The sequence below is a fragment of the Paenibacillus sp. FSL F4-0100 genome, from assembly GCF_037993005.1.
Taxonomy (GTDB): domain Bacteria; phylum Bacillota; class Bacilli; order Paenibacillales; family Paenibacillaceae; genus Paenibacillus_AQ.
The window spans coordinates 2,436,371-2,462,747 of record NZ_CP150303.1 but is presented as its reverse complement, the minus strand read 5'-3'; the positions used below and the strand labels follow the sequence as shown (position 1 = coordinate 2,462,747).

The 26,377-nt window shown below is 51.9% G+C and carries 24 protein-coding genes; 10 read left to right on the top strand and 14 right to left on the bottom strand.

Annotation, left to right across the window (positions count from 1 at the left end; all coding sequences use genetic code 11):
* Positions 1-156: 156 nt before the first annotated feature.
* Genes rbsB through MHH48_RS10815 form a run of 6 tightly spaced genes read right to left on the bottom strand, consistent with a single transcriptional unit; the run spans position 157 to position 5,819 of the window.
* Positions 157-1,074: a ribose ABC transporter substrate-binding protein RbsB gene (gene rbsB, locus MHH48_RS10840; RefSeq protein ID WP_076320795.1), complete on the bottom strand. Its 918-nt coding sequence runs from the start codon at positions 1,072-1,074 to the stop codon at positions 157-159.
* 15 nt (positions 1,075-1,089) lie between these two features.
* Positions 1,090-2,058 (bottom strand): ribose ABC transporter permease RbsC, encoded by a 969-nt coding sequence (gene rbsC / locus MHH48_RS10835; protein ID WP_076320794.1) that lies wholly within the window; start codon positions 2,056-2,058, stop codon positions 1,090-1,092.
* A gap of 1 nt (position 2,059) precedes the next feature.
* On the bottom strand, positions 2,060-3,541 hold the full coding sequence (locus tag MHH48_RS10830; RefSeq protein WP_076320793.1) for a sugar ABC transporter ATP-binding protein: 1,482 nt from the start codon (positions 3,539-3,541) through the stop codon (positions 2,060-2,062).
* A gap of 15 nt (positions 3,542-3,556) precedes the next feature.
* The gene (gene rbsD / locus MHH48_RS10825) at positions 3,557-3,955 is read right to left on the bottom strand and encodes a D-ribose pyranase (protein ID WP_076320792.1); all 399 of its coding nucleotides are present in this window, start codon (positions 3,953-3,955) and stop codon (positions 3,557-3,559) included.
* Between the two features lie 2 nt (positions 3,956-3,957).
* Positions 3,958-4,836, bottom strand: a complete 879-nt coding sequence (rbsK, locus tag MHH48_RS10820) for a ribokinase (protein WP_076320791.1) — start codon at positions 4,834-4,836, stop codon at positions 3,958-3,960.
* Complete coding sequence (locus MHH48_RS10815) at positions 4,836-5,819, bottom strand: LacI family DNA-binding transcriptional regulator (protein WP_076320790.1); 984 nt, start codon at positions 5,817-5,819, stop codon at positions 4,836-4,838. Before MHH48_RS10815 ends, rbsK begins: the two co-directional genes overlap by 1 nt.
* Before the next feature lie 235 nt (positions 5,820-6,054).
* Here MHH48_RS10815 and MHH48_RS10810 point away from each other — a divergent pair, with 235 nt between their 5' ends.
* The 5 genes from MHH48_RS10810 (at position 6,055) to MHH48_RS10790 (ending at position 11,775) form a co-directional block, all read left to right on the top strand.
* Positions 6,055-7,035, top strand: a complete 981-nt coding sequence (locus tag MHH48_RS10810) for a sugar ABC transporter permease (RefSeq protein ID WP_076320789.1) — start codon at positions 6,055-6,057, stop codon at positions 7,033-7,035.
* Entirely contained in the window at positions 7,032-7,856 is an 825-nt protein-coding gene (locus MHH48_RS10805) for a carbohydrate ABC transporter permease (RefSeq protein WP_076320788.1), read from the top strand. Before MHH48_RS10810 ends, MHH48_RS10805 begins: the two co-directional genes overlap by 4 nt.
* Positions 7,857-7,980: 124 nt before the next feature.
* Positions 7,981-9,342, top strand: a complete 1,362-nt coding sequence (locus MHH48_RS10800; RefSeq protein ID WP_076320787.1) for an ABC transporter substrate-binding protein — start codon at positions 7,981-7,983, stop codon at positions 9,340-9,342.
* A gap of 238 nt (positions 9,343-9,580) precedes the next feature.
* Positions 9,581-10,489, top strand: coding sequence for an arginase (gene rocF, locus MHH48_RS10795; RefSeq protein ID WP_076320786.1), 909 nt, complete (start codon positions 9,581-9,583; stop codon positions 10,487-10,489).
* 95 nt (positions 10,490-10,584) lie between these two features.
* Positions 10,585-11,775, top strand: a complete 1,191-nt coding sequence (locus tag MHH48_RS10790) for an ornithine--oxo-acid transaminase (RefSeq protein WP_076320785.1) — start codon at positions 10,585-10,587, stop codon at positions 11,773-11,775.
* A gap of 169 nt (positions 11,776-11,944) precedes the next feature.
* On the opposite strand, the gene MHH48_RS10785 is transcribed toward MHH48_RS10790, so the two are convergent.
* A complete protein-coding gene (locus MHH48_RS10785; RefSeq protein WP_076320784.1) occupies positions 11,945-12,910 on the bottom strand; it encodes a bile acid:sodium symporter in 966 nt (321 codons plus the stop codon).
* 135 nt (positions 12,911-13,045) lie between these two features.
* Between MHH48_RS10785 and MHH48_RS10780 the strand changes: the two genes are divergently transcribed.
* Positions 13,046-13,954: a TIGR01777 family oxidoreductase gene (locus MHH48_RS10780; RefSeq protein WP_076320783.1), complete on the top strand. Its 909-nt coding sequence runs from the start codon at positions 13,046-13,048 to the stop codon at positions 13,952-13,954.
* Positions 13,955-14,030: 76 nt separating this feature from the next.
* Here the strand turns inward: MHH48_RS10780 and MHH48_RS10775 are convergent, their stop codons facing one another.
* A complete protein-coding gene (locus MHH48_RS10775) occupies positions 14,031-14,621 on the bottom strand; it encodes a YdhK family protein (RefSeq protein WP_076320782.1) in 591 nt (196 codons plus the stop codon).
* Positions 14,622-14,828: 207 nt separating this feature from the next.
* Between MHH48_RS10775 and MHH48_RS10770 the strand changes: the two genes are divergently transcribed.
* From MHH48_RS10770 to MHH48_RS10755, 4 genes are all read left to right on the top strand, one after another.
* Positions 14,829-15,761, top strand: coding sequence for an AraC family transcriptional regulator (locus tag MHH48_RS10770; protein WP_076320781.1), 933 nt, complete (start codon positions 14,829-14,831; stop codon positions 15,759-15,761).
* Positions 15,762-15,884: 123 nt separating this feature from the next.
* Positions 15,885-17,762, top strand: coding sequence for a class I mannose-6-phosphate isomerase (locus MHH48_RS10765; protein ID WP_076320780.1), 1,878 nt, complete (start codon positions 15,885-15,887; stop codon positions 17,760-17,762).
* Positions 17,759-18,763 carry an ROK family protein gene (locus tag MHH48_RS10760; protein WP_076320779.1) on the top strand — a complete coding sequence of 335 codons (1,005 nt, stop codon included), beginning with the start codon at positions 17,759-17,761 and terminating at the stop codon, positions 18,761-18,763. The genes MHH48_RS10765 and MHH48_RS10760 overlap by 4 nt, the downstream gene beginning before the upstream one ends.
* Before the next feature lie 22 nt (positions 18,764-18,785).
* Positions 18,786-21,275, top strand: coding sequence for a glycoside hydrolase (locus MHH48_RS10755; protein ID WP_076320778.1), 2,490 nt, complete (start codon positions 18,786-18,788; stop codon positions 21,273-21,275).
* Between the two features lie 108 nt (positions 21,276-21,383).
* Here the strand turns inward: MHH48_RS10755 and MHH48_RS10750 are convergent, their stop codons facing one another.
* The 6 genes from MHH48_RS10750 to MHH48_RS10725 form a co-directional block, all read right to left on the bottom strand.
* Complete coding sequence (locus tag MHH48_RS10750) at positions 21,384-21,620, bottom strand: hypothetical protein (protein ID WP_076320777.1); 237 nt, start codon at positions 21,618-21,620, stop codon at positions 21,384-21,386.
* An 80-nt stretch (positions 21,621-21,700) separates the two neighbouring features.
* Entirely contained in the window at positions 21,701-22,426 is a 726-nt protein-coding gene (locus MHH48_RS10745) for a YwiC-like family protein (RefSeq protein ID WP_076320776.1), read from the bottom strand.
* A gap of 51 nt (positions 22,427-22,477) precedes the next feature.
* Positions 22,478-23,992, bottom strand: coding sequence for a nitrate/nitrite transporter (locus MHH48_RS10740; protein ID WP_076320775.1), 1,515 nt, complete (start codon positions 23,990-23,992; stop codon positions 22,478-22,480).
* Positions 23,993-24,156: 164 nt separating this feature from the next.
* On the bottom strand, positions 24,157-24,804 hold the full coding sequence (locus tag MHH48_RS10735; protein WP_076320774.1) for a response regulator transcription factor: 648 nt from the start codon (positions 24,802-24,804) through the stop codon (positions 24,157-24,159).
* On the bottom strand, positions 24,801-25,883 hold the full coding sequence (locus MHH48_RS10730; protein WP_083659542.1) for an ATP-binding protein: 1,083 nt from the start codon (positions 25,881-25,883) through the stop codon (positions 24,801-24,803). Before MHH48_RS10730 ends, MHH48_RS10735 begins: the two co-directional genes overlap by 4 nt.
* Entirely contained in the window at positions 25,880-26,344 is a 465-nt protein-coding gene (locus MHH48_RS10725; RefSeq protein ID WP_076320773.1) for a GAF domain-containing protein, read from the bottom strand. Before MHH48_RS10725 ends, MHH48_RS10730 begins: the two co-directional genes overlap by 4 nt.
* Positions 26,345-26,377: the final 33 nt, after the last annotated feature.

Sequence of the window (26,377 nt, the reverse complement as noted above, 5' to 3'; positions counted from 1 at the left end):
CGAAATAACTGTTCTCTTTTAACGATATTGTATTCCCGCTATTATCGCAAGGCTGTGAGTTACTTCGCATCCTGTAAGAAATGATCAATATATTTCCCAAAAAAAAGCGTTACCCTGCTTCTATCGCAAAAGGTAACGCTTCTAAATCATGCTAGATTACTCCTTCACCACCAATTTCAGTGGTGCGGCGATATTCTCTTCCACCTCTTTGCCCTGGAGCACGTCCTTGGCTGCGCCGACGGCAAGCTGACCGATCAGCTCAGGCTGCTGGGCTACGGTAGCCGTCAGGTTGCCGGCTTCGATGGACTTCAGCGCATCGTCGTTACCGTCAAAGCCGATGACCATAATGTCTTTGCCCGAGCTTTGGATCGCTTCGATTGCGCCCAAGGCCATTTCGTCATTGTGGGCAAAAATCGCTTTGGCGTCCGGGTTGCCCTGCAGCAGATTCTCCGTCACGGTCAGACCCTTCGTCCGGTCAAAATCCGCTGCCTGCTTCGCCACCACGTTCAACTGCTTATCTGCGATATCATGGAATCCCTTGCCGCGTTCGCGGGTCGCGGAAGCACCCGGAACCCCTTCGAGCTCAATGACCTTCGTATCTTTGCCCAGTTGATCCACGATATACTCGGCTGCCATCTGACCGCCTTTGATGTTATCGGAGGCAACCAGCGCAGCGACTTCGCCCTGATCCGCCGAACGGTCAAGCGTAATGACCGGAATACCCAAGCTATTTGCCGTTTGCACCACAGTGGAAATTGCGGACGAATCCGTTGGGTTAATCAGCAGTGCATTGACGCCCTGCTGAATCAGATCATCAACGTCATTGCTCTGCTTGGCCGAGTCGTTCTGTGCGTCTACGACAACGACCTCCATCCCTTGTTTGGTCGCTTCGGCGACGACGCCATCCTTCAGGGATACAAAGAACGGGTTATTCAAGGTCGAGATGGAAAGACCGATTTTGATGTCTTTGACATCCCCGCCGGCCTTGGGCTTCGCCCATTCCGGCGGCTCCAGAGAACAGCCTGTTATGAAGATCAACATAAGTGATACGAGCAGCAAAGTTGTTTTTTTCATCGTTCATTCTCCCCCTTAAGCCGATTTTCTGCGGTCGAGCAGTACGGCAATCGCAATCACGACGCCTTTGACAACCATCTGATAGAAAGAGTTGACGCCGAGCAGGTTGAGTCCGTTATTCAGTATGCCAATGATCAGCACACCGATTAACGTACCGACGATCCGGCCGCGACCACCGGTCAGGCTTGTACCGCCAAGAACAACGGCTGCGATGGCATCCAATTCATAGGACGTCCCTGCAGTCGGCTGTGCGGAATTCAAACGGGAGGTCAGAATCGCGCCTGCAAGCGCGGACAGCATCCCTGCCAGGGAATAGATCATGATCTTGACTCTCGGTACTTTAATACCGGATACAAGCGATGCTTTTTCGTTACCGCCGATGGCATATGTCTTGCGGCCAAATGACGTTTTATGCAGGATGACCCACAGCACGGCAAACGTGATGATCATCGTAATAGCAGGCACCGGAATACCAAGCAGGTATCCACGACCGAACAATTGGAATGCAAGGCTGTCGCCAAGACCCGTAATCGGGTTACCGTTCGTATAGACGAGCGTAAGTCCTCGGAATATCGTCATGGTGGCCAAGGTGGCGATAAACGGCGCCATTTTCCCCTTGGTAATCATGAGACCATTGATCATCCCCATGACACCGCCAAGCGCAACGCCGATGATGATCGATAGGATCGGGTCAAACCCGGCCACCATCATATTGGCAACAAATGCGCTGGAGAGCGCGAGAATCGAACCGACCGACAGGTCAATACCGCCTGTCAGAATAACAAACGTCATACCGAATGCAATCAATGCATTAATCGATACCTGACGCAGCAGGTTCAGAATGTTAAGCGGTTCCAAGAAACTTGGATTCAGGACGGATACGATAACGATTAGAATGATCAGTCCGAGCAGCGGACCGAGCTTTTGCGTCAAACCTGATACCTTAAACCCTTTTTCCGCCTTGGCATCGTTAATAGTTGTCATATTACTGACCTCCTGTAGCTAGAGTCATGATATGTTCCTGCGTGGCTTGTTCACGGTCCAATTCACCGGAAATCCTGCCTTCGTGAACAACGAGAATCCGATCGCTCATTCCGAGCACCTCCGGCAGCTCCGACGACACCATCAGAATCGCCACGCCGCGTTCGGTCAGTTCATTCATCAGCTGATAAATTTCCCGCTTCGCACCAACGTCCACGCCGCGTGTCGGCTCATCCAGGATGAGCACGCTCGGCCCAATTCCGATCCACTTGGCAATAACGACCTTCTGCTGGTTACCACCCGACAGATTGCGTGCCAGCGTCTCGGATGTATGCGTCTTGATCTGCAGCCGCTTCGTCAAGGTGTCCACGAAATCCTGCTCCTTCTTCCCGGAAATGAACCCTTTGGAAGAGAAACTGAACAGATTGGGCAGTGCCATATTTTCACGGACCGAGAAATCCAGGACCAACCCTTCATCCTTGCGGTCCTCTGTTATGAATCCAATGCCGTGTTTCACGGCGTCATCCGGCTTCTTGATCGAAACTTTCTTTTCGCGTACCCAGATTTCGCCGCTATCCAGCGGGTCCAATCCGAAGATCGCTCTCATCATCTCGGTGCGCCCTGCCCCCATCAGGCCGGATACGCCAACAATCTCGCCGGCACGAACCGTGAAGCTTACATTCTCGAACCGGCCTTTACTGCTAATATTCTTCACTTCCAGCACGGGCTTACCCGGAGATGGATGACGTGCCGGATATCGCTCGGTCAGCTCCCGGCCGACCATCTTTTTGACGACTTCATCAAAATCCGTGTCCGGAATGGATTTGGTATCGACGGATTTACCATCTCGCATGACCGTAATCCGGTCGCAGATCGTAAAGATCTCCTCCATCCGGTGGGAAATGTAAACGACGGATACGCCTTGTTTTTTCAATGAACGGATGACATCAAACAGCTTCTCAATTTCCCTTTCGGTCAATGCCGCCGTCGGTTCATCCATAATGATGACTTTCGCTTTTGTCATAAGCGCTTTGGCGATCTCAATCATCTGCTGCTGGCCGACGGAGCATTCTCCTGCCTCCTGCGATAATGGTATCGTCACCGCTAATTTGCTGAACTGTTCCTTCGCAAGCGCCTTCATTTGTTTCATATTGAGGAAACCGAGGCCGGACGTCATCTCCTTGCCGATAAACAAGTTATCCAGAACCGTCATCTCCGGCCAGATGTTAAGCTCCTGATGGATGAAGGCAACGCCTCTCTCTTCCGCTTCCTTCGGATTAGCAAAATAGGTTTCCTTACCGTCGATGACAATCTTGCCTTCATCCCGGCTGTGAAGACCGGTTAATATATTCATCAGCGTCGATTTACCTGCGCCGTTCTCTCCCATCAGGGCATGGACCTCTCCTTCCCGGAGATCAAAGTCCACGCCTGCCAGCACCCGGTTCGTGCCAAAAGATTTTTGGATATTCGTCATCTCAATGTTCATGGTGCTTCCTCCTTTTTAACCGAAATAAACACCGGCCTGCAAAATGCAGTTCGCATAGGGCTTGGCTTCGCCTGTACGGATAACCGCCTTAGCGTTTCGAGTCCGTGCCTTGAACTGCTCGTGTGAGCAAGCCTCGATCTCGCAATCCTGAAAATTTTCCTGTATATAAAGCAGTGTTTCCTTATTATCAAGCTTCATTTCTTCAGCGATCACGATTTTTTCAATGACCATGTCGTCGGCGATCGCCTCCACCACCTCGGCAAAGCTTGGCGTCCCCAGTGTGAGAGCCAGGTCGATCTTCGGAACGCCTGGGGGAATCGGAAGGCCAACGTCTCCAATAACGATGGTATCGGTGTGCCCCAGATCTGCCAGCACTTTTGCGATGTGACTGTTCAGCATGCCGTTCTTCTTCATGATCAAAGACTCCCTTCCACTTCGAGACGCGACGGCATTCCGCCCTGCGCTCCGAACTTCATGACCGACAAGGAAGCTGCGCGGTTCGCAAATCTCAGGCTGTCGGCCATGCTCATGCCTTCGGACAGAGCCACAGCAAAGGCACCGTTAAATGTATCGCCCGCTCCCGTTGTATCCACGGCTTCAACCTTGTAGCCGGGAACCACGACCTCTGCATGGCCGTCAAAATAACGAACTCCCCGCTTGCCTTCCGTCACGATCAGCTTGTTCGGATAACGGCGCAGCACGTCGCCTAGTGGCTCATCTCCGAACAGGATAGCCGCTTCATGTTCGTTCGGCGTCATGTAAGCCGCCCGTTCAATAACAACGCTCGGCACCGGGCGGGCCGGAGCCGGATTCAGCATCAACGGCACCTGATATCTTGCGCATAATTCACTGACATGCACCACCGTTTCCTCCGGAATCTCCTGCTGAATCAACACGATATCCGCAGCCTGGATAACCTCCGCTGCCTGATCAACATAATCCGGGGTGATCCGATCGTTGGCAGCCTTAACTACCACGATGCTGTTGTCTCCCTCTGCCAATATGATGTGTGCGGTTCCGCTTTCAATACCTGTAACCGGTTCCACATACTCCGTAATAACACCGTTCGCCTGCAAATTGCTCAAAATCGTTTCGCCGAAGGAATCTTCACCTACACAGCCAATCATCGTTACCTCTGCACCCAGTCTCGCCGCCGCGACGGCCTGGTTGGCTCCCTTTCCTCCGGGTACCGTCTTAAAGCTGTCGCCTAGCACCGTCTCTCCAGCGCCGGGGCGCTTGGTGGAGGTGACCACCAAGTCCATCGACGCGCTTCCGATTACCACGATCTTCGCCATTATGATTCCACCTTTCTTGTTGTCTGCCGCTCAATAAATTCTACTGAGAATTCGATACTGCTTCTCTCGATGTGCTGCCCTTCAATAAGTCCGATAAGCAATCTGGCCGCTTCCCGGCCCATTTCATATGCCGGCTGATGAATCGTGGACAGGGGCGGGGCCAGCAGTCGGCTGAGCAGAATATCGTCAAATCCTATAATCTGTACGTCTTCCGGCACCCTTTTCCCCAGCCGATGCGCTTCCTTGACTACGGCGGATGCCATAATATCGTTACTGGCGATGACGCCGTCCGTGTCCGGATGCTCAATGAACACTTGCTGGGCGAATTCTTCCGCGTCGGTTAAAGAAAACGATGTCGTCTTCAGCACTTGATACGCAGCCGCCTGTTTTTCCAGAACCTCAACAGCTCCTTCAAAACGCTCCTGGGCAGGACGGACATCCTCCGGGCCTTGAATCACGGTTATAGCTTTACTGCCTCGCCTAACCATCTCCTGTGCCGCAATCCTACCTCCCTGCCGACCATCCGCAAATACGGAAGGTCGATCCGATGAGGTTCGATCCAGAAATACAACCGGGATCTTGAGCCCTGCATATATGTCGGCATCCGGATCATTGGTCGATGATATGACACCAACCACATTATTTTGGACAAAGGTTTGGATGTACTCCATTTCCTTCTTCTTGCTCTCGTCGCTGTTCCCGAATATCAGCCGATAATCATTTTCCTGCATCTCATCCTCAACTCCGCGGGCAAGCTGCGGGAAATAAGGGTTCATAATATCCGGAAGCAAAAGTCCTATCAATTTGGATTTTCTTTTATATAAAGAACGTGCTACTTCATTCGGCGTATAATTCAGCTCGCGAATGCTTTGTTCTACCTTGGACCTGGTGTCTTCATGCACGTAACCGTTTCCATTTAATACCCGTGAAACCGTGGCCACGGACACGCCGGCCCGGTTTGCCACATCCTTGATCGTTGCCATTACCGTCATCACCTCATTCATGTGTAACCGGTTACAGCTATAACATATCACATCTTTTTTTAAGCTGCAAGCTTTTGAGGATTGGAATATTTTTGTACCCGGCACTGGCAAACTGACCTTCAGTAATAACATGGCCAGCAATAAATTACGGTATTCTTACAAAAACCTTTACTGGAGTTTACATCCGGTTCCTATACTCAATACCTGTAAGGCCAAGCAGGAAAGTGAGGTAAACATGATTATGGAAAAAGAATTTATGCTTCCCTCTCCGGGTCATTCTCTGACGCCGCCGGTTAGCGAAGCTGAGCCTTCGACAGCCGCAAAACCGATCTCTATCAAGAAAACAAGACGCAGGGAAATCATGCTCGCTTATGCATGTCTAGCACCATCGTTGCTCATTTTCGGTCTATTTCTGTTCTATCCGCTGCTCAAATCCGTCTATCTGAGCTTGTTCCTGACCGATCCTCAAGGCCGGGTAGCCGAATTCGTAGGGTTCGATAATTTCAAGGAGATACTGGCCTCCGAGATGTTTTATACCAGTTTCGGCAACACACTGCTGTTTATCGTACTGACGGTCCCGACCGGCATGGCAGCCGCCATACTGCTCGCAGCCCTGACGCATAATAAACTGAAAGGCATGAAAATATTCCGTTTTATATTCTCGCTGCCCATGGCCGTTTCCGTCGGTACCGGCTCGATGATCTGGATGATCCTCTACCATCCGACTATGGGCATGCTGAATTATTTCCTGTCGCAACTCGGCACGCAGCCCATCCAATGGCTGACCGATCCGAAATGGGCCATGATCTCCGTTGCCATCATGACGGTCTGGATGAATCTTGGGTTTAATTACATCCTGATGCTGAGCGGCATGCAGGGCGTATCCGAGGATATCTATGACAGTACCAAGATTGACGGCTCCGGTCCGTTAAGAACCTTCTTCCGGATTACGATGCCGCTGATCTCCCCTACGTTATTCTTCACATCCGTCGTGTCAGTGATTGGCGCCTTCCAAGCGTTTGGACAAATCAACATCCTGACCAAGGGCGGTCCGATGAACAGCACCAACGTCATCGTGTTCAATATCTATCAGGATGCATTCGTCAACTTCCGCTTCGGCATCGGCAGTGCGCAAGCGCTCATCCTGTTTGCGATCATTCTGCTGCTGACCGTCTTTCAATTTAAATTCGTGGAGAAGAAGGTGCATTACCAATGAACATGCGTCTCATGCCCAAAAGCTTCATCTACTTCGCGCTGCTTCTCTGTTCGCTGGTCGTTGCCTTTCCGCTTCTATACACCTTGTCGACATCGCTTATGAGCGAGGCTGAATCGGCCGTTTATCCGCCGCCTTTGCTTCCGGAAGACATCAATCTGTCCAATTTCGCCAAGGTGATCGATACGATCCCTGTCCTTACCTTTATCGGGAACAGCCTGGTCGTCTCCATTGCCATCATGGTCGGGCAGATCGTGACCGCAAGCCTGGCGGCATACGCCTTTGCCTTCCTCCGGTTCCCGGGTAAAACGCTGCTGTTCAGCCTCTTTCTCGCCACCATGATGATCCCGTGGGAAGTGATCATGATCCCGAACTATCTGACGGTCAAAAGCTTGAATTGGCTCGATACCTACCAAGGGCTTATCGTTCCATTCCTGGCAACCGCCTTCGGAACCTTCCTGCTCAGACAAGCCTTTCTGCAGCTGCCGAAGGAGCTGTTTGAAGCGGCCCGGGTGGACGGCTGCGGCCATGTCCGGATATTTCTGAGCATGGTGGTGCCGTTATCCATACCTGGAATTGCTACGCTGGGCGTGTACTCGTTCCTGAACAATTGGAACATGTACCTGTGGCCGCTCTTGACCACCAACCGCGTTGAAATGCGTACCGTTCAGATCGGGATTGGCATGCTGCAGTTCGAAGAGATGAATTCGTGGAATTTGATTCTGTCCGGCGTACTCCTTCTGCTGCTTCCTTCCCTGCTGCTGCTTGCGCTCGGTTTGAAGCCGCTTGTCCGCGGCATCACGGCAGGTGCGTTGAAGGGCTAATCGCTATATTAGTCGGGCTATAGTGAATCAGCCTTGCGTGCCGGTTATCGATAAGAAACGGGCCGCGCAATTTCTGATAGATCAAACCATACTTTATTTTCAAAAAGGGAGAGATTAACCGATCATGAAACGTTTTGGTAAAAGGTCCTTCGCGCTGCTCCTGCTTTCCTGCTTCATGCTGATCAGCGCCGCTTGCAGCAATACGCCAGCCGCTGGAGAAACGACCGTTGCTGCCGGCAGCGAGCCAGCCAAAGATCCTGTTAAGGTTGTGTGGTGGCATTCCATGAGCGGGGAGCTCGGGACTGTCGCGGACAAGCTGATCTCCGATTTTAATGCGGCCCACAAGGATATTCAGGTTGAGGGCGTGTTTCAAGGAACATATGATGAAAGCTTGAACAAGCTGAAGGCCTCCTTGGGATCGAAGAGCGGTCCAAGCATGATCCAGGTGTACGAAATCGGCAGTCGTTTCATGATGGATACCAAGGCCATCCGTCCGGTTCAGGACTTCATGGATGCTGAAGCATACGACATTTCCTCCTTGGAACCGAATATCAAAAATTACTATACATTCGACAACAAATTGTACTCCATGCCGTTTAACTCCTCCAACCCGATTCTGTATTACAACAAGGACGCTTTTAAAGCGGCGGGTCTCGACCCGGAAAACCCTCCCAAAACCTACGAAGAGGTAGCGGAAGCGGCAAAAGCGCTGACAAAAGGCGGCCAAACCGGCGCATCCTTCGCCATCTATGGCTGGTTCATGGAACAATTCCTTGCGAATCAAGGCGTTGAGCTGCTGAACAACGGCAATGGCCGCACTTCCCCGGCAACCGCTTCGCAGGTCAACAACGGCGCTGCCGTGAAGACGCTGGAATGGTGGAAGCAAATGCTGGACGATAAGGTGCTCCTGAACCTGGGACGTAAAACGGACGACACCAAAAAAGCATTTGCAGCAGGTCAAATTGCCATGACGCTGGACTCGACGGCTTCCCTCCGCGGAATCGTCAGCGCAGCGGAAGGCAAATTCGAAGTCGGTACGGCGTTCCTGCCCAAACCGGCTGACGGCGGCGAAGGCGGCGTTATTATCGGCGGTGCAAGCCTGTGGCTGATGAACAACAAATCGGAAGAAGAGCAGCAGGCAGCCTGGGAATTCATGAAATATTTGGCCGAGCCGCAAACGCAAGCCTACTGGCATGTCAACACAGGTTACTTCCCGGTAACGACTAAAGCTTACGAAGAGACCCTGGTAAAGGAAAACCTGGAGAAATATCCGCAATTCCAGACGGCCGTGGATCAATTGCATCAAACGACGGCCAACCTGGCAACGCAAGGCGCTGTCATGGGCGTGTTCCCTGAAGCCCGCCAGCTGACGGAAACGGCCATCGAGGAAGTGCTGAACGGTCAAAAAACGGCGCAGGAAGCACTGGACAAAGCCGCTCAGGAGATCAGCTCCAAGATCGAGACCTATAATAAAACGGTGAAATAAACGTCGATCGACGTACTTTCTCGGAAGACAGATCTCATATACTGTCATATATGAACGAATTGCAACCCTTGATACAGGATCATAAGGCCCTCCGCGGTGCCTATGAATCATGCATCAGGGGTATTTTTCTGATGGCAGCTTCACCTCAACTTTCCATATTGGATCAGCTTGTATAGGGGTTTGCCCAAGTCACTTAGCCGGGCTCCTGAATACACTGATACAAAGTGGAGGTGAGCCTATGATGAGAAATCTTCCGTCCACCGTAACCATCGTCCCGGTGCCGTTTGACCGGGGTGCTACCCGCCGCGGCGCAAGCCAGGGACCGAATGCGATTTTCGGAGCCGGCTTGAAACGCAAGCTTGACATGCTCGGTGTATCCTACCAGGTCGATGACCTTGCTGGACTCCCCGAACACAAGGATGAAACGCACGATCCTCAATTAAAACATCTGAAAGAAGTCATAACGATTAACGAGCAGCTCGCAGCTCATGTGTCTGCCCTGGCACAATCGGGCGTCTTCCCGCTTGTCCTTGGCGGTGACCATAGCATTGCAATCGGCACGCTAGCCGGGCTTACCCGGCACTATCAAAGCTTGGGCGTCATCTGGATTGATGCCCACTCCGATCTCAATACGCCGGATACAACTCCAAGCGGCAATATCCACGGCATGTCGCTGGCTGTCAGCTTGGGAAGAGGCGATGCACGGCTAACATCGATCGGCGGCGTAAAATCAACGATCAAGCCGGAGCATGTAGTGCTCATTGGCGCTCGTTCCCTCGATCAGGGCGAACGGGATTTCATCCGTCGGGAAGGCATTACCTGCTTCACGATGCAGGACATCGACCGCATGGGCATGTTCCGGGTCATGAAGGAGGCTATCCGAATAGCGTCAACGGGCACGGATGGCGTTCACCTCTCCTTCGATATCGATAGTGTCGATCCGAAAATCGCACCTGGAACGGGAACGCCGGTTCAGGGCGGACTCAGTTACCGGGAAGCGCATCTGGCCATGGAGATGCTGTCGGAATCCGCTATTCTGACCTCGGCCGAATTCGTGGAGAACAACCCGCTGCTGGACCGCGGACAGACAACGTCCCGGCTGCTTGTCGGCTTAATCGGCTCCATGCTGGGCGAAAGCATCTTGTGACGCGTCCTCATACTTGATTATGAGAGGCTTTTTTGGCGCGGTATCCGGTGCCAGCCGCCGGTTAGGTTTCTTAAGACTCCCAAGGAGGTTACACTATGGACCCTTCAAACCCACATATCGAGAAAGCCGAAAGGTACGGTGCGAGAAACTACCACCCGTTACCCATTGTCATTGCCAAAGCTGCAGGCATCCATGTGACGGATTCGGACGGCAAGCGGTACATCGATATGTTAAGCGCCTACTCGGCGCTGAATGCAGGTCATTGTCATCCCCGAATAATCGGCGCTTTAAAGGAACAAGCAGATAAGGTGACACTGACTTCGCGCGCATTCCATCATGATCAACTGGGCGAGTTTTACGAGAAGCTGTCTGCTTTCACCCACAAAGACATGATTCTTCCCATGAATACGGGGGCCGAGGCTGTTGAGACGGCACTCAAGGCAGCACGCCGCTATGCTTACCGGAAGAAAGGCATACCGGCCAATCAGGCCGAAATCATCGTCTGCGAAGGTAATTTCCACGGCCGCACCATCACCGTCACTTCCTTCTCCTCATCCAGCGAATATCGGGAAGACTTCGGCCCTTTCACGCCGGGCTTCAAAGTCATCCCCTATGGCGACCTGGAAGCGCTGAAGCAGGCCATCTCACCGAATACGGCCGCCTTTCTTGTAGAGCCGATCCAGGGAGAATCCGGCATCATTATCCCCCCTGACGGATACCTTAGCGGCGCAATGGAGCTGTGCAAGCAGCATCGCGTTCTTCTGCTCGCGGACGAAATCCAGACCGGCTTCGGCAGGACAGGAAAACGTTTTGCCTGCGACTGGGAGGATGTCATGCCGGATATGTACATCCTTGGAAAAGCGCTGGGCGGCGGTGTTTTCCCAGTCTCTGCCGTGGCGGCGGACGCCGATATTCTCGGTGTATTCGAGCCGGGGTCCCACGGCTCCACCTTCGGCGGGAATCCCCTCGGCTGCGCGGTGGCCATCGCTTCCATGGATGTATTCCTGGAGGAAGGGCTGGAAGGCAGCTCCAAGGAGCTCGGCGACTATTTTCTTCAGCAGCTTCGATCCATCCGGCATCGCGATATTCAGGAGGTGCGCGGCAGGGGCCTATTCATCGGCATGGAACTGAAGGTTCCAGCCAGAACCTACTGCGAGACACTAAAGGATCTCGGTTTGCTCTGCAAAGAAACCCATGAATCCATTATCCGCTTCGCCCCTCCGCTCATCATCACCAAAGCGGAACTGGACCAGGCCATTGGGATCGTAAGGCAAGCGTTTGCGTGACGATCCGAAACAGACTTGCAATTGCATAAAAAACAGTTTGTTCACCCCCTGGCTCAAATAACAACGGGTGCGGCAAACTGTTTTTCTGGTTCCTCTCTCACTCAAGCTTTGCAGCTTATCCTGATACTGCGATTCACCGTGCCACTTTCCTGATAGGGTCTGAGCACAGTTATTTAATCGACTTCACTTTCATTCTTCTTGATAGAAGCAGCAGCTGAGAGACAACAGCAAGCACGGGCAGTTCGATCAGCGGTCCGATAACCAGGGCAAGGGCAATGACCGGCTGTTCCGGAAAGGTCGTCACGGCGATCGCGAGAGCCACCGGGGAGTTCCGGGCAATGATTGTTAAATGGAGGCTGACCGAATCCTCGTAAGAGAAACGCAGCATTCTGCCCACTACGCTGCCCAGCGTGTAATTCATCATAAAATAAATCAAGATCGGAACAATGAGAATATAAATCATGTCCATATGGTTCAATAAGTATGACCCTTGTGACGCAAACATCGCGACAATGGCAAGACATAGAAAGACAATCTGTGCCCGTCCAAAAAATGGCAGCACCTTGTGCTCCAGCGCCTCTTTCTTCGCTCTCAGCAAGAAACGGGTGAGATGTGCAAGAGTGAACGGAACTACAAGCACAAGCAGCACGCTTTCGATCAACGTTTCCAGCGATATCGTTTCGATCGTACCGGAAAACAAGAGCAAATATAGCGGAAGCAGCAGCACCTGGAGGATCAGATTAATGGGCAGCACCGATGTTGACAAGGGCACGTTCCCCTTGGCAATCGAGGTAAACACCAAATACCAGTCGGTACATGGGGTCACCATCAACATAATGAATCCGATCCAAAGCGCCGGGTGAGCCGACAGAAAAACAGCGCCGAGTCCCCAAGCAAGCAGCGGCGTCCAGATAAAATTAATGGCGGTGCTCGCCCCCAGAAACTTGATGTTCTTGAACGCCTCTCTTAACTGCTGCAGCGGTATCGTCAAGAACAATCCATACAACATCAGCAGCAAAAAAGGAACGATCCCGTAGTCTGCATATTCCGAAACAACCGGAAACTGCCCCAATAACAGCCCGATTGCCACCGCGCCCATGATGATCAAAGTTTGAAGTTTCTCTATAAGTCCCATCCCGCACCCCTTACCATTTAAATCATGGACAAAATGAAGTAATGACCGAAAAATCATATAACGGAATCATACCGCATTTTTTGTATAATGGATTGTATAATGTTCAGGACAAATTAAAAGTATAAGGAGGTTCATATGAGAATAGCCATTTGCGGAGGCACCGGTTTCATTGGGCAGGCATTGTGTTCGCGTTGGCAGCGCGACGGGCATGACGTTATCATCGTCACCAGATCGAAGCCGGACGTTCCTCCCCATCGCCAACAAGATGGGCCTATATCCTATCTGACCTGGGATGAGATGAAGTCCCATCCCGAGCGGTTTGAGGATTTGGATGCCATCGTTAACCTAGCTGGCTCTTCCCTTAGTCAGCGCTGGACGCAAGCGGGCAAGCAGAGAATCCTTCAGTCAAGACAACGAACCGTCTCCTCCGTAGCCGAACTGATGGACCGCCTGGAGCATAAACCTCCGGTCGTAGTTCAAGCTTCGGCGATGGCCATTTACGGCACATCCGAGTTTGAAACATTTGATGAGGAAAGTCCTGCCACGGTTATGGATTTCCCGTCCGAGGTTGTGTTGCAATGGGAGCAAGCGGCCGACCGCATCCCGGTTGACCGGTTAATTAAGCTGCGCATCAGCGTTGTTCTGGGAGGTAAAAGCGGAGCCCTTCCCAAAATGCTGCTGCCCTATAAACTAGGCGTAGGCGGCAAGATCGGCAGCGGCAAGCAATGGCTCTCCTGGATACATATCGACGATATCGTGGAACTCATCGATTATTGTATCCTGCACGAGGACATATCCGGAGTCGTGAATGCGGCTTCCCCGCATGCGGTCACGAACGATGAATTCGGCAGGAGCATCGCCAAGGTCTATCACCGTCCGCACTGGCTCCCCCTGCCTGCTTTCATGCTCCAAGCCATCCTGGGCGAAATGTCGCTCATTCTGCTAAAGGGCCAGCGTATCCTGCCGGCTAAGGCCCAACGTCACGGCTTCCAGTTTCGCTATCCGGAAGTGACGGACGCACTGAAGCAGATCAAAGAAAGCTGAACCGTACGGCCATATGCATAGAAAACAATCGCTCTCATGTATAGAGAACGATTGTTTTCTTTTTTTCATAAAACTTCTATTGTACGGGGGCCAGCTCGCTTTCCGTCACCCACTTATGGTTCTTGACTTCTTCGCCGGTTGTCGTCGTGAAATCCACCATATAGACCGTCGTTTGTTCGGCGGAATCGATAACGGCAGTGGCTCCCTTCATTCCCTCCATATGATCCGCATTCACGACGGCTTCCGTTCCAGGCTTTAGGGGCTCCTTCCCGGCATCCTTCATCTCCTCATGAATCACCCATTTATGATCCTTTACTTCGGGTCCGCCGCTCGTCGGCGTATACGATATCGTGTACACCGTCGTATCGTACGCCCCGACAATCGTTGCTTTTGCCCCCTTCATTCCGGGCATGTGGTCGGATTCAATGATCGCTTCGGTGCCCACCGCATAGGTTGGATTCTCTGCCGACTTCAACCCTTCCGGAACCTCCCCCGAGCCGGAATGGTTCATGCTGCCATGATCCATGTCATCCATGTTCCCGGTGGCCTCCGTGTTTTCCTTGTTATCGGGGTTTGCGCTTTTCGTATTACCGCAGGCACCCAGTATGAGGATGAGGGATGCTAACGCAACCAGAATAAGCGGCTTCCATCGTTTCTTTGCTGACATATGATGAACTCCTCTCTTATATTGAATGTTCATAGCATAGCAGCTACTTATGAAGAACATGTGTAGCTGTCTATGCATTACATCACTATACCCATTTTTTCAATAAAACTTATCTGTGATATAAAATAGAGAGTGATCATAACTACTATTTAGTCCTATACTCTTGGTAGACATATTTGCCAATTCCCAGAAGGAGCACCATCTCCCATGCAAATCAATGACGAAACTTTCATCCCGTTATTTAAACGGGCCAATTCCATATTAAACCGAACCCTGAACCGTATCGATCAGCAGGAACTGAGCATCCGGATCCACTACTGGGGATTTATGCCGCGCCACTACGATAATACGGAGCATAGGCATTCTTTTTTTGAAGCCTGTTACGTGTTGACAGGCCGTGGATCGTATATCGAAAACGAGACAGAATTCCATCTTCATCCAGGCACCCTGTTTCTCTCAAGGCCGGGGGTCCAGCACCAAATTAAGAGCAGAGAAGGCTTGGCCTTATGTTATGTTGCCTTTGAGCTGGATGAATCGGCAAACAACGATTTCCATACGGCTGCTTTCCGAAGGTTAGCCAGCCAAGGCATTCCGGTGCTTCAGGAAGGTGCCGGGCAAGCGCCCGGACTCTTGTGGCTTTCGCTGTTATCCGTGTTTCAGTCGGGCTCTGGCGGTAAGCAGCACCCGCCGCATATGCTGAACAGCATGGCTATTTCACTCATATTATCGATTCTGGCAGCCCACGGCCCCGGTTTCTACCAAGAACCTTCCGATGGTGGAGCAAACGAAGAAGGAGCTTCGATGTTTCATCAGGCCGAATTGTTTATCAAGGATAATCTGGGCGAGCCGCTCTCGCTGGAGCGGGTGGCTGGCCATCTTCACGTTACGACCCGTCATTTGACAAGACTGTTCCGGAAATACGGACATCAATCCTTTGTTCATTATGTGCAGGAGCAGCGTGTGCAGCAGGCTAAACACCTGCTTCTGAATACAGACCGGCAGATCAAAGAGATTGCCATCTCTTGCGGATTCGAGTCCGTGCACTACTTCACCCGGGTGTTTACATCTAAGCTTGGTGTAACCCCGGCCCGCTTCCGGCGGTCGCAGTTTTCGGAAGGTCGTTACGACTCCGAGCTTTAGCGGCTAGAGACGTCGATGTCCTGATCGTACAAAAACACTTCCTCTTTTTATAAAGACGGATCCTCCCTTGCCTTCTACAATGAAGTCGTAACAGACATTCCGGAAGGGAGGATCCATCTATCCATGAAACCTGCAACAGCCTTTCAATCACACCCGATCAACCACTTGGACTTTCGAAACGGACCCCAATTCATGAAGAGCGGGATCGACTCATGGTGTTCGTTGATCTTATCGACCTACAAACAAAAATCCCAGCATGAAGTGCAAGAAAAGAGCAGTATCTTCATTACGCTTGACGGAACACACGGCGCGGATTTCGATAAACTTCTGGCAAAGCTTCAGCAAACCTGTGAGCAAGAAGGGATCACCTTCTCATGCGATTCCACGTCCGATTATGTCAAACCCGAAGCCGAGCTCCGGGCCGAGATGGCTCCTTATCTGACTGACAACCGGGCATTCGGCTATAAAGCAACCGATGTACGTCCCATTCAATATTTTCAACAGGACGCACGGTCTGCCTTGAAAAAAAGTGCGCTTGAATCTGACGCGATGCGCGGCATATACGTACTGCACGGACCCGGCGCTTCGCTGCTTGAAGGCCGGACCCCCGACCTTCGTTTCTACGCCGATTACTCCCGCGAAAACCAGCAGCGGCGTCATGCCCAGCATATGGGCAGCTTCGGCTTGGGCATCTCCCACGACAAGGTTGAGACTTACAAGAATTGTTTATTTCTCGAATGGCCCGTCTGGGAGACTTACCGTCGTGACTGGTTAGCCCATTATACCCATGCCGAACGCTCGGACAATAAAGCGTTCTACATGGACTTCAATCGTCCGGAAGAGCCGGTGTGGCTGCCGGCAGCAACCTTGGCAAACGTACTGCATAAAGCTAGTCAGCAGCCGTTTCGGGTTAAGCCGTTTTTTGCCCCGGGAATATGGGGTGGTCAATACCTTAAGGAATTATGCGGCCTTCCCGACGAATGGCCGAACTGCGCCTGGAGCTTTGAGCCCATCGCTCCCGAGAATACGCTTCTACTGTGCGTGCAGGATATCACCTTCGAGATTCCGTTCACATTGCTGATGGAGGCAGCGCCTCAAGAGATCATGGGAACGCGTAATGTCAGGCTATTCGGCGATTATTTCCCGATCCGGTTTGATTATCTGGATACAATGCAGGGCGGCGAGCTATCGCTGCAGGTGCATCCGCTGCAAGAATATGCCGAGTCACGGTTCAATGAACATATGACGCAGCAAGAGTCGTACTACATCATGCGGAATGCCCCGGGAGCCAAGGTGTATCTCGGGCTGAAGGAAGGAATTAGCGGCGGACGTCTGCTTGAAGCAGTGGAAGACGCCCAGCTTCAGGAAAAGCCGCTTCAGCTCTCCGACTACGTTAACGAGTACGATTCGCAAACAGGGGATCTTTACCTCATTCCACCAGGCACGGTCCACTGCTCTGGCAGGGATAATCTGGTGCTAGAAATCTCCTCAACCACCTGGTGGTTCACGTTCAAGATCTACGATTACTTACGGATGGACGCGGATGGCAAGCCGCGCCCGATGAACCCTGAGCATGCACGCCACAATATCAATGACGCCATGAATACGTCAGCGGTAGAAAGCGGACTTATCGCCCAGCCAACCGTCATAAGCCGTCAAGGCCGTAGTGCGGAGGAACTGCTCGGTCAACGGGATGATCTGCTATTCCAGGTTAGCAGGCTGACCCTGCATGAAACATGGAATGCAGACACACAAGGAGAATTCGTCATGTACAACCTTGTGGAAGGTGAACGTGTCCGCCTTGTACCGGCAGCGGACGAGGGTGCGGCCGTTGAATGGGGTTATGCGGAATCCTACATCGTCCCGGCATGTGTGGGAGAATACCGTCTGGAGAACCTGTCCGGCTCCCCGTGCACCTTGATCGCCGCCAGAGTCAATCCGGAGTGGAATCTTCCGCTTCTTCCGCCTCACTGGGCAACCGAAAGTGGGGAGTTTCAATGAGCCGCAATGAAAGCGCCGATCCAGAAAGCGTGCCTTCCCCTGCCCCTATCACGATCGCGCTCGATGCTGGCGGCACTGCGTTGAAGGGAGCGCTCATCGTGAACGGGCAGCTAATCCCCGGCTCGTTCCTAACCCGGCCTTCAGAATCCCAAGGAGCCGCGGCGGATACAATCGCCAGCTTTGCTCAAGCCTGTCATGATTTGATCACCTATTACGCTTCGGCCTTCCGGCCATTGGATTATTACGATTCGATCCGGATCGGCTTTGCTTTTCCGGGGCCCTTCGATTATGCAAAGGGCATCGCGCTTCTTCAAGGCATCGGCAAATATGAAGCCCTGTTCAAGCTGTCGGTTCGGGATCTGCTCCGTTTCGAATTTCAGAGACTCAAGCCATCCTTCCCGGGTGTCACAATGAATCGTCTGACTGCGGCCGATATCCGGTTCGGGAATGACGCCTTCATGTTCGGGCTTGGGGCCTCCATCCGGTTCCCATCGGAGCGTCTCCTATGCCTTACGCTCGGTACAGGCCTTGGCTCTGCCTTTGTGGAGAATGGTCAAATCGTAGCCGGTAGACACGGTATCCCAAGCAGCGGAATGCTGTTTGCGGAGCCTTACCGGGATCACATCGTGGACAGCTATTTCGGGAGAAGGGGCATTCTGAACATGGCTTCGAAGCGGGGTCTCCTGACCGACGGGATCGATGTAGCCGACCTCGCTGAAGCAGCCAAGGGCGGTAACACGCAAGCTCAGGATGTATTCCGGGAATACGGCACCAAGCTAGGAGAGATGCTTCTCCCTTATCTATCCGAGTTCAAACCTAGCCGCCTAGTGCTAGGCGGACAAATCTCGTACAGCTTGCCCTTATGGGAAAGGGAAATCCAGCTAGCTTTAGGCAGGCATGCCGTTCCGGTTCACAGTCTCGCAGATGGAACGGCGGCTGTGTTTAACGGCATTGAGAAGTTATTCGGGGATTCGGATCATCATGTTTCCGCTCCCAATTAATTTATAGGAGGTCACCAATATTATGAACCTATCCACGCAAGGCGGTCATCGACCCGCCCGCCCCTGGACGATCTATGTCATCCATCATTCCCACACAGATATCGGCTACACCGAGCGCCAAGAAAGAATTGAGCAGTACCATGTGGATTTTATCCGCCAGGCACTTGACATCACGGAAGCCGCACACCGCGGGGAGCGCCCGGAATGGAAAACATTCCGCTGGACCTGCGAGACCTTCTGGGCCGTGGAGAAATTTCTCGAAGAAGCAACTCCGGCAGAGAAAGAAGCTTTTCAACAAGCGGTGAAACGTGGCGATATCGAACTGTCCGGAACCTATCTCAATATGACCGAGCTCCCGGATTTCGACCTCCTTCTGCGGAATCACGGCAAGGCGCAAAGGTTCGCGGAGACCTTCGGACATCGGATCGACAGCGCCATGACCGCCGACATTAACGGGTACAGCTGGGGGTATGCCGAAAGCTTGCTGCAACATAACATCGAGCACCTGTTTTCCTGCATCCATACGCATCACGGCATGTATCCGCTGGGCCGCAAACAAACGCCGTTCTGGTGGGAAAGTCCAAGTGGCGGCAAGCTGCTTGTTTGGAACGGCGAACATTATATGTTCGGCAACGAGCTCGGGTTCTGTCCGGATGCACTGGGTAAATACATCATCAAAGACGAGCTTCAGCATAACCTGATGGAGCCTGAACAACGTCATAACGACATCGCTGCTTTACGGATTAACCGGTATTTATGGAATCTCGAGCAGGAATCCTACCCCTACTCCTTCGTTCCGGTCATGGTCTCCGGCCTAGGCACGGACAATGCATCCCCGAATGCGGATATCGCGGAGTGGATTACGAATTGGAATGAACAATACGGCGACCAAATCACCATTAAGATGGCTACGCTGTCCGAATTTTTTGCAGCATTGAAACAGGAGGACCTGTCCGCGCTTCCGGTACACCGGGGGGATTGGCCGGACTGGTGGACCGATGGGGTGGCTTCAACAGCGATGCATACCCAGATTTACCGGGATGCCCAGCGCACCCTTCGCAAGGTCAAGCGGCTCGATCCGGTCCATGGTGCGGCAAGCCTGACCGAGATCGAGGATGCCTCACAAGCACTGACCATGTACGCGGAGCATACATGGGGCTATCATTCCTCCGTGTATGAGCCATGGCACCCGCAGGTGCAAATGCTGGAGGTGCGGAAGCAAGCCTATGCGGCTGAAGCCAGCAAGCTGGCTTACCGGGCGCTGGATAAAACGCTTGTTGCCCGTCAGGGCGCACTGCTTGCCCCTCATCGTCCCTTGCGCTACGAGGTGATCAACACGGAGCCGGCCGCGGCGACGCTGCAGGTCGCCATCCCGCTGGATGGTTGGGAACATGTGATCTTGAAGAAAAAGTTCGAGCTAATCGACGAAACGACCGGACAGGCGCTACCGTACCAATTGGCACACACGGGGGCGCTTGTCACGCAGCTCTCACTTAAACCGGATGAGTCCCGGATCTTGTACATCCATCCGCACGAAACACCGGATGCACTCTCCGCTTCCGGGAACATGGTGACTGCGCGCAACACCGAACCGATTGCATGCGAAGGAATTGCCGACATCCAAACCCAGCCCATAACTCCATATCCAATCGTTGTGGGCAAGCGTTCGATCGAATCCGAATCCTTCCGGATCGAATGGGAGATGAACGAAGGCATTACGGCATGGATCGATAAGACACGCTCGGCAGACTTGCTGGACGATGCACGCGAGCACGCGCCATTCACCCCCGTGTACGAGGTAACGCCGGCACAGGATGAGCATAATCCGTCCGAAATATGCTCAACCCGCCGCCGCATGGGACGCAACCGGAAGGGCACGAACGTCCAGCGGGATACCGGACGCTTGGCCCAAGTCACAGTGCTGGACAACGGACCGCTGTTTGCCCTGGTGGAGCTGGTCTTTGACGTGAAAGGGCTCAGCTACTATGCCCTACACATCAAGATGTATGCGAACCAACCTCGTGTCGAGGTGTCCGTCCGCTTCCACAAGGACAGCGTCTGGCTGCCGGAGAATGTTTACGTGGCTTTGCCATTCACTATGGGCACTGAAGCCGAGCTATATGTAGAAAAAGCCGGCTGTCATGTCCGGCCATGGAAGGATCAGATTCCCGGAACCTGCCTGGATTACACCAGTGTCCAAGAGGGAATATTCTGGCACTCGGCCAAAGAACGGGAAGCGCTCATTCTGTCCATGACAGACACGCCGCTCGTACAGCTGGGAACGCTGGAGCACGCCCCCCGGCTGCTCCACACCATGCAGTCTGCGGACAGCCGTCCTTCCACGTATGCCTGGATATTGACCAACTACTGGGAAACCAACTTCAAGGCGACGCTCGGCGGCTTCTACGAGTTCCGTTATGCGCTAGAGCGGCATCGCCAGTTGGACCCGGAGCAGGCTGTGAAAGCCCTGCACGCTTCAACCGGACAATTTACGATTCACCGAATCAAATAAGTCAAGATGGAAAACAGCTGCCCTGGTTTCAAGGCAGCTGTTTTTCATTATGATAGGCAGGGTGGCAAGCCGACCCCTTTCCCCTTATTATTTTTTCCACAGCAAAACCTACGTCCATGCCCACATGAAGCCGTCACGATCCCAAGCGATCCGACCGCCATGCAGTTTGCGGAATGCCTTTTTCACTTCCTTGGACAGTGAGGCATTACCGTTTTCGTTAACGAAAACAAACTCTTCCCCGAAGTTCTCGCGTACATAGCGGATGGCCTCTGTCTGATACAAATTACCCGTAAACCGGATTTCCTCCACCATCCATTCGGCCACCTGCTGCGCTGTATATGTCATATGAACATCGTTCCCTTCTGTATACCTTCACTTATTATAACAGAATGGACGATGGAATCGATTTTTATGAAAACGGCAGACTACATCAAGATCATGGACAGCAATAAAAACTGGACGGAACCCACAATCTCGATTATTCCGACCTTCATCGGTTTCATTGCTTTTCCGGAATACAGTAACGTCTTAATGAACGGAAATACGAATGGCAGACACATCCACGGATTCCCGAAGATGATCGGCAGAACCAACATGACAGCATGATATATTCTTGCGTATATCGTCCAGCGCCTGTTTTTCCGCTCACGGAATACCGATTTGACAAAGAACACGGTGCCCGTGAAATATAGGAAATTATACACAATGACGGTGGCAAGCATCGGATCGAAACCACCGCCCCCCAGCATATAAGCAGCGACGCCTCCGGTACAGAACAGCAGAATCGCGCAAATATCATTTAACAGCGCACGCTCCGCTTTCTGAAGGACATGCCAAACATTCACCATGATCAGGATGAGCAGCACAGGTGCAAACCAGAGCATCGACGGTTTGAAGACAAGCACCGGAATTAGAAAAACAACGGCGATAAGGGCATAAACGATCCCCCAGGATACCCAAGTTTTACGTTGGGACGTCTTCTTTAAGGATTGCAGAAACGGATAGGACGCCATGTATAAACATAACCAGGCCAAAAATAGAGGAAGGTGCAGCAGAACCGGCTTGGCTGCCGCCATTCCTATGATATAGGGTACACTGACCATAGCCCAGCCACCATGCTCCCGTGGGATGACAATCCTCGTCTTTTTCATGCGTCTCTCCCTCTCCAATCCATCAACTCATACCCATCATGATTCATCTCTTCAGCCATTCGAACAACGGCCAGGGGGATGATAAGTAATATCGCTGAAGGTACCCACATATTGTACGATGTCACCCGATTCGTCCTTTACCGCGTTAATCGTCAGTAGCTCCAAGTACTCTTCTCCGTCTTTCCGGCGGTTCCAAATCTCCCCCTGCCAGCTCCCGTGTTCTCTGATTTCAGACCACATCGCCTGATAAAACGCCGGTGATTGTCTTCCGGACTTCAATACGCTCGGATTTTTGCCGAGCACTTCCTCCTCCGAATATCCGGTTAACTTCGTGAATGCCGGATTGACGGCATTGATCCTACCGTTCGGATCCGTAACCAGAATCCCCTGGCCGGTGGAGTTAAACACCTCGGATTGCACGGAAAGTTTGTCCTGGTAGTACATCCATACCACAATAACGAAACTGGCAAGCGCAACCTGCGATAAGGCCATGAATCCAATGGAATACTGCCCTGTGGCCGAATGGATAAAGGAAAGCATCAGCGGCGGGAAGAATCCGCCAAGGCCGCCCATCATGGACACGATACCGTTCACAATGCCCGCCTGCTTGTTGAAATATAGGGGCACGAGTTTGAAAATAACGCCGTTTCCGAGACCGGCACCAACGGCAATGGTTAAGCATCCGGCCGTATATAAGCCAATGGATGGAGAGAATGCCAACAGGATGGCCGCAGCCGTGAGCCCTAAGAATATGCCCATTAATAAGAACAGCGGTTTAAATTTATCCGCAAGCCAGCCGCCTACAGGGCGTAATAAAGTGGCTACCAAAATGAATCCTGCCGTCCGCATCCCGGCGTCCACCTTCGCAAGCTCGAAATGGGTAACCAAGAAGTTCGGCAAGTACACCGTAAAGGCTACGAACGAACCGAATGTGATGAAATAAAAAAGAGAGAAAAACCACAGTTTTTCATTTTTATATACACCCTTTATCTGTTCCATAATCGGTGTTTTCACCTTGATTTCTTTACGGTCACCTAAGAGTGCATTTAGCACGGCAAATATCAGCAGCAGTACTAAATACAGCTGGACGGTTTTGGACCATCCGATCTGAGTCGCGATGACCGGTGCAGCAAACGTGGTAATGGCGGTGCCAATGTTGCCCATCCCGTAAATCCCATTTACGAGTCCCAGCTTTTCTTTCGCATAGTATTTAGGCAATGAGGTCACACCGACCGAGAACACGGCCCCTCCGATCCCCAGAAACAAGCCACCGATGACCAAATGCGTAAAGGATGAAGCCGAGCTGATAAAATAAACCGGAAACAGCAGCAGGATAAAGCTGACGATAAAAACAATTCGTGCTCCCACGACATTGGCGTAATAGCCAAGCGGAATCCGGAGGACCGAACCCAGCACCACCGGAATAGCCGTCAGAATAGCGAGCCGGTCTGCCGGAATGGAGATATCTTCTCGAATAAACGGCAAGAGCGCGGAGATGATGACCCATACCATAAAGCCAAGCACCAGATTCATTGTTTGCAGCGGAAGCTGCAGCTTTTTGATCATTTCCATCACCTTTTCTAAAGCGTAATGAATGGCAATTGATCCCCAGCTCCTATTGTACGTGCACCTATTCACAATGCTAATAGGGAAGTTCCCTGAATCTTCCGGGGAACTTCCCTATTCCTTAAAGCAACAACCCTTTATTGCGCCCTTTTTATATGCAAGGACTAAAAATCCAGCAATTTTTTCTTCAATGCATATTCCACTAACTCCGGGCGGCTTTTCAAATTCAGCTTGTCCATAATTTTGGCCTTGTGCGCTTCCACCGTCTTGACCGATACAAAAAGTTTTTCCGCAATCTCCTTATTGCCATAACCCTTGGCGATCAGGGGTAGGATCTCAATCTCCCGTTTGGACAGACTGTTAAACGGATCTTGCTCCGCGCTCTCGCTATCTTTCTTAATAAACTCCCGAACCAGGGAAGTAGCCATCTGGGGATGGATATAGGTCCCTCCCTTATGCACCATGCGGATGGCGGAGATTAATTCATCATCCGGCGCATTTTTCAGTACGTAACCTGAAGCACCGTTTTTTAAAACATGAAACAGGTAATCGTCATCATCATACATGGTTAGAATCAGAATTTTCGTGTCTGGAAATTCACTGCTGATCTTGCCGGTTGCAATCAGTCCGCTTTCGCCCGGAGGCATGCTTAAATCCATCAACAGCACATTCGGCCGGTGCTTCGCCACCATGGTGTAAGCCTCCATGCCGTCTGCCGCCGTCGCGACGACCTCCATATCTTCCTGGTAATTCAGAATCATGGAAAACCCGCTGCGGACCACGGCATGATCATCCGCAATCACAATTTTCATGTACCCATCACCTCCGGCTTGTCGTCACCATTCGCAAGCGGAATGTTAAGCTGAATCGTCGTACCCTCACCGGGAGCGGAAAGCAAAATAAACTGACCACCGACGAGCTCTGCACGTTCGCGCATCCCGTACAGTCCCAGTCCGGTTCCCTTAGCTTCATCAATGACCATGTTAAACCCGACTCCACGGTCCCGGACGGTTAACTGAAGGTAGCCATTCACTTCACATAAGCGTACATGTACCTCATCCGTTCCTGAATATTTCATGGCATTCAGCACCGCTTCCTGGCATACCCGGTACACAACTGTTTCAATCTCGCTGCCGTAGCGGGCCGCCGCTAACTCGGCAGAGAATTCAACCAACATACCGTAATTCTTCCCGATCCATTTAAAATGGGAGCGGAATGCAGCCTCAAGCCCCAAATCGTCTAATGAAGCCGGCCTGAGTTCAACGGATAAATGCCGGATATCATCCAGAAGCCTGGTTAAAGACACCTCTGTCTGTTGTAGTTTCTTGAGCACATCCTCGCCCACATTCATATATTTAACGACGCGCAGGTCGACCAGCGAGCTTAAGAGCTCTTGAGCCACGCTATCATGCAGTTCGCGGGATATCCGCTTGCGCTCGTCCTCCTGTGCCTTGATGACATATTTCAGCATATTCGTCCGCTGCAGCATTTCCTGTGTCTTCTGCTGCTTCGTCAGGTCGAGAAGCATCATCACCCGGATGCCGCGAGCTTCATCGATGATATGGTAACTGGCCGCATAGGGAACGATTCCTTCGCCGCGTGTCTTAAGATAGACTTGGAACGACGAAAACTCGCCATCCGGATAATCCAGATAGCATGTGGAGCAGGTTATGAGATCCTGTTCATCGGTGTACCCTTTGCAGGTTTGGCAGAAGGAACCATCCGCACCAGACTGCATCCTCTCGATCACTTCAATGTCAAGAATGTTCTCTGCGGCCGGATTCATAGCCACCACGCTGCCCTTATCGTCAATAAAAAAAATGGCTTCCATGCTATTATGATACATGTTTCTAAGCAATTCGCTTAAATGCTCATCCGTCATTTGAATCAAGGCTGTGATACCTCCTTGGCATAAAAAGCACCAAATTCCGTTCCTATTCCTTCCTGAAACGTCTCAAAGGACATTGGATCCAGCACGTTTTCCTTGCGATATCCCACAAGCAAAACACCCCTGACGCGAGAGCCTTCCCACAGCGGTACTGCACCAAGGCTTTTCAACTGCTCGGCAACGATAATCGGGTAATTATACAAGTCCCTTGATTCAATATCAGCATTCACGTTTTGAATCAGCATCGGTTTTCCTGTCTTAAACACCATGCCGGCGATGCCTTTGCCGGAATGTAAAACGATGCGCTTATACCTCTCGTTTATATTTCCCGAGGCATACTGCCAGGTTAATACAAATCGGTCTTCAGCCGGCTGCACCAATGCCATGGACACGAAATCGAATTGAAACCGGGCACGAAGCTTATCCATTTCACTTTGGTAGTTAAAGATCGGCTGATTCTTCATTTCCATTACTCCTCTGACGTAGAAAAGAAGGCC

Coding starts and splice junctions, on each gene's coding strand:
- rbsB (WP_076320795.1), bottom strand. CDS start 1,074: ATGAAAAAAACAACTTTGCTGCTCGTATCACTTATGTTGATCTTCATA.
- MHH48_RS10810 (WP_076320789.1), top strand. CDS start 6,055: ATGATTATGGAAAAAGAATTTATGCTTCCCTCTCCGGGTCATTCTCTG.
- MHH48_RS10760 (WP_076320779.1), top strand. CDS start 17,759: ATGAGCCGCAATGAAAGCGCCGATCCAGAAAGCGTGCCTTCCCCTGCC.
- MHH48_RS10780 (WP_076320783.1), top strand. CDS start 13,046: ATGAGAATAGCCATTTGCGGAGGCACCGGTTTCATTGGGCAGGCATTG.
- rbsK (WP_076320791.1), bottom strand. CDS start 4,836: ATGGCGAAGATCGTGGTAATCGGAAGCGCGTCGATGGACTTGGTGGTC.
- MHH48_RS10790 (WP_076320785.1), top strand. CDS start 10,585: ATGGACCCTTCAAACCCACATATCGAGAAAGCCGAAAGGTACGGTGCG.
- MHH48_RS10765 (WP_076320780.1), top strand. CDS start 15,885: ATGAAACCTGCAACAGCCTTTCAATCACACCCGATCAACCACTTGGAC.
- rocF (WP_076320786.1), top strand. CDS start 9,581: ATGATGAGAAATCTTCCGTCCACCGTAACCATCGTCCCGGTGCCGTTT.
- MHH48_RS10805 (WP_076320788.1), top strand. CDS start 7,032: ATGAACATGCGTCTCATGCCCAAAAGCTTCATCTACTTCGCGCTGCTT.
- MHH48_RS10735 (WP_076320774.1), bottom strand. CDS start 24,804: ATGAAAATTGTGATTGCGGATGATCATGCCGTGGTCCGCAGCGGGTTT.
- rbsC (WP_076320794.1), bottom strand. CDS start 2,058: ATGACAACTATTAACGATGCCAAGGCGGAAAAAGGGTTTAAGGTATCA.
- MHH48_RS10755 (WP_076320778.1), top strand. CDS start 18,786: ATGAACCTATCCACGCAAGGCGGTCATCGACCCGCCCGCCCCTGGACG.
- MHH48_RS10830 (WP_076320793.1), bottom strand. CDS start 3,541: ATGAACATTGAGATGACGAATATCCAAAAATCTTTTGGCACGAACCGG.
- rbsD (WP_076320792.1), bottom strand. CDS start 3,955: ATGAAGAAGAACGGCATGCTGAACAGTCACATCGCAAAAGTGCTGGCA.
- MHH48_RS10750 (WP_076320777.1), bottom strand. CDS start 21,620: ATGACATATACAGCGCAGCAGGTGGCCGAATGGATGGTGGAGGAAATC.
- MHH48_RS10740 (WP_076320775.1), bottom strand. CDS start 23,992: ATGATCAAAAAGCTGCAGCTTCCGCTGCAAACAATGAATCTGGTGCTT.
- MHH48_RS10815 (WP_076320790.1), bottom strand. CDS start 5,819: ATGGCAACGATCAAGGATGTGGCAAACCGGGCCGGCGTGTCCGTGGCC.
- MHH48_RS10725 (WP_076320773.1), bottom strand. CDS start 26,344: ATGAAGAATCAGCCGATCTTTAACTACCAAAGTGAAATGGATAAGCTT.
- MHH48_RS10745 (WP_076320776.1), bottom strand. CDS start 22,426: ATGAAAAAGACGAGGATTGTCATCCCACGGGAGCATGGTGGCTGGGCT.
- MHH48_RS10775 (WP_076320782.1), bottom strand. CDS start 14,621: ATGTCAGCAAAGAAACGATGGAAGCCGCTTATTCTGGTTGCGTTAGCA.
- MHH48_RS10785 (WP_076320784.1), bottom strand. CDS start 12,910: ATGGGACTTATAGAGAAACTTCAAACTTTGATCATCATGGGCGCGGTG.
- MHH48_RS10800 (WP_076320787.1), top strand. CDS start 7,981: ATGAAACGTTTTGGTAAAAGGTCCTTCGCGCTGCTCCTGCTTTCCTGC.
- MHH48_RS10770 (WP_076320781.1), top strand. CDS start 14,829: ATGCAAATCAATGACGAAACTTTCATCCCGTTATTTAAACGGGCCAAT.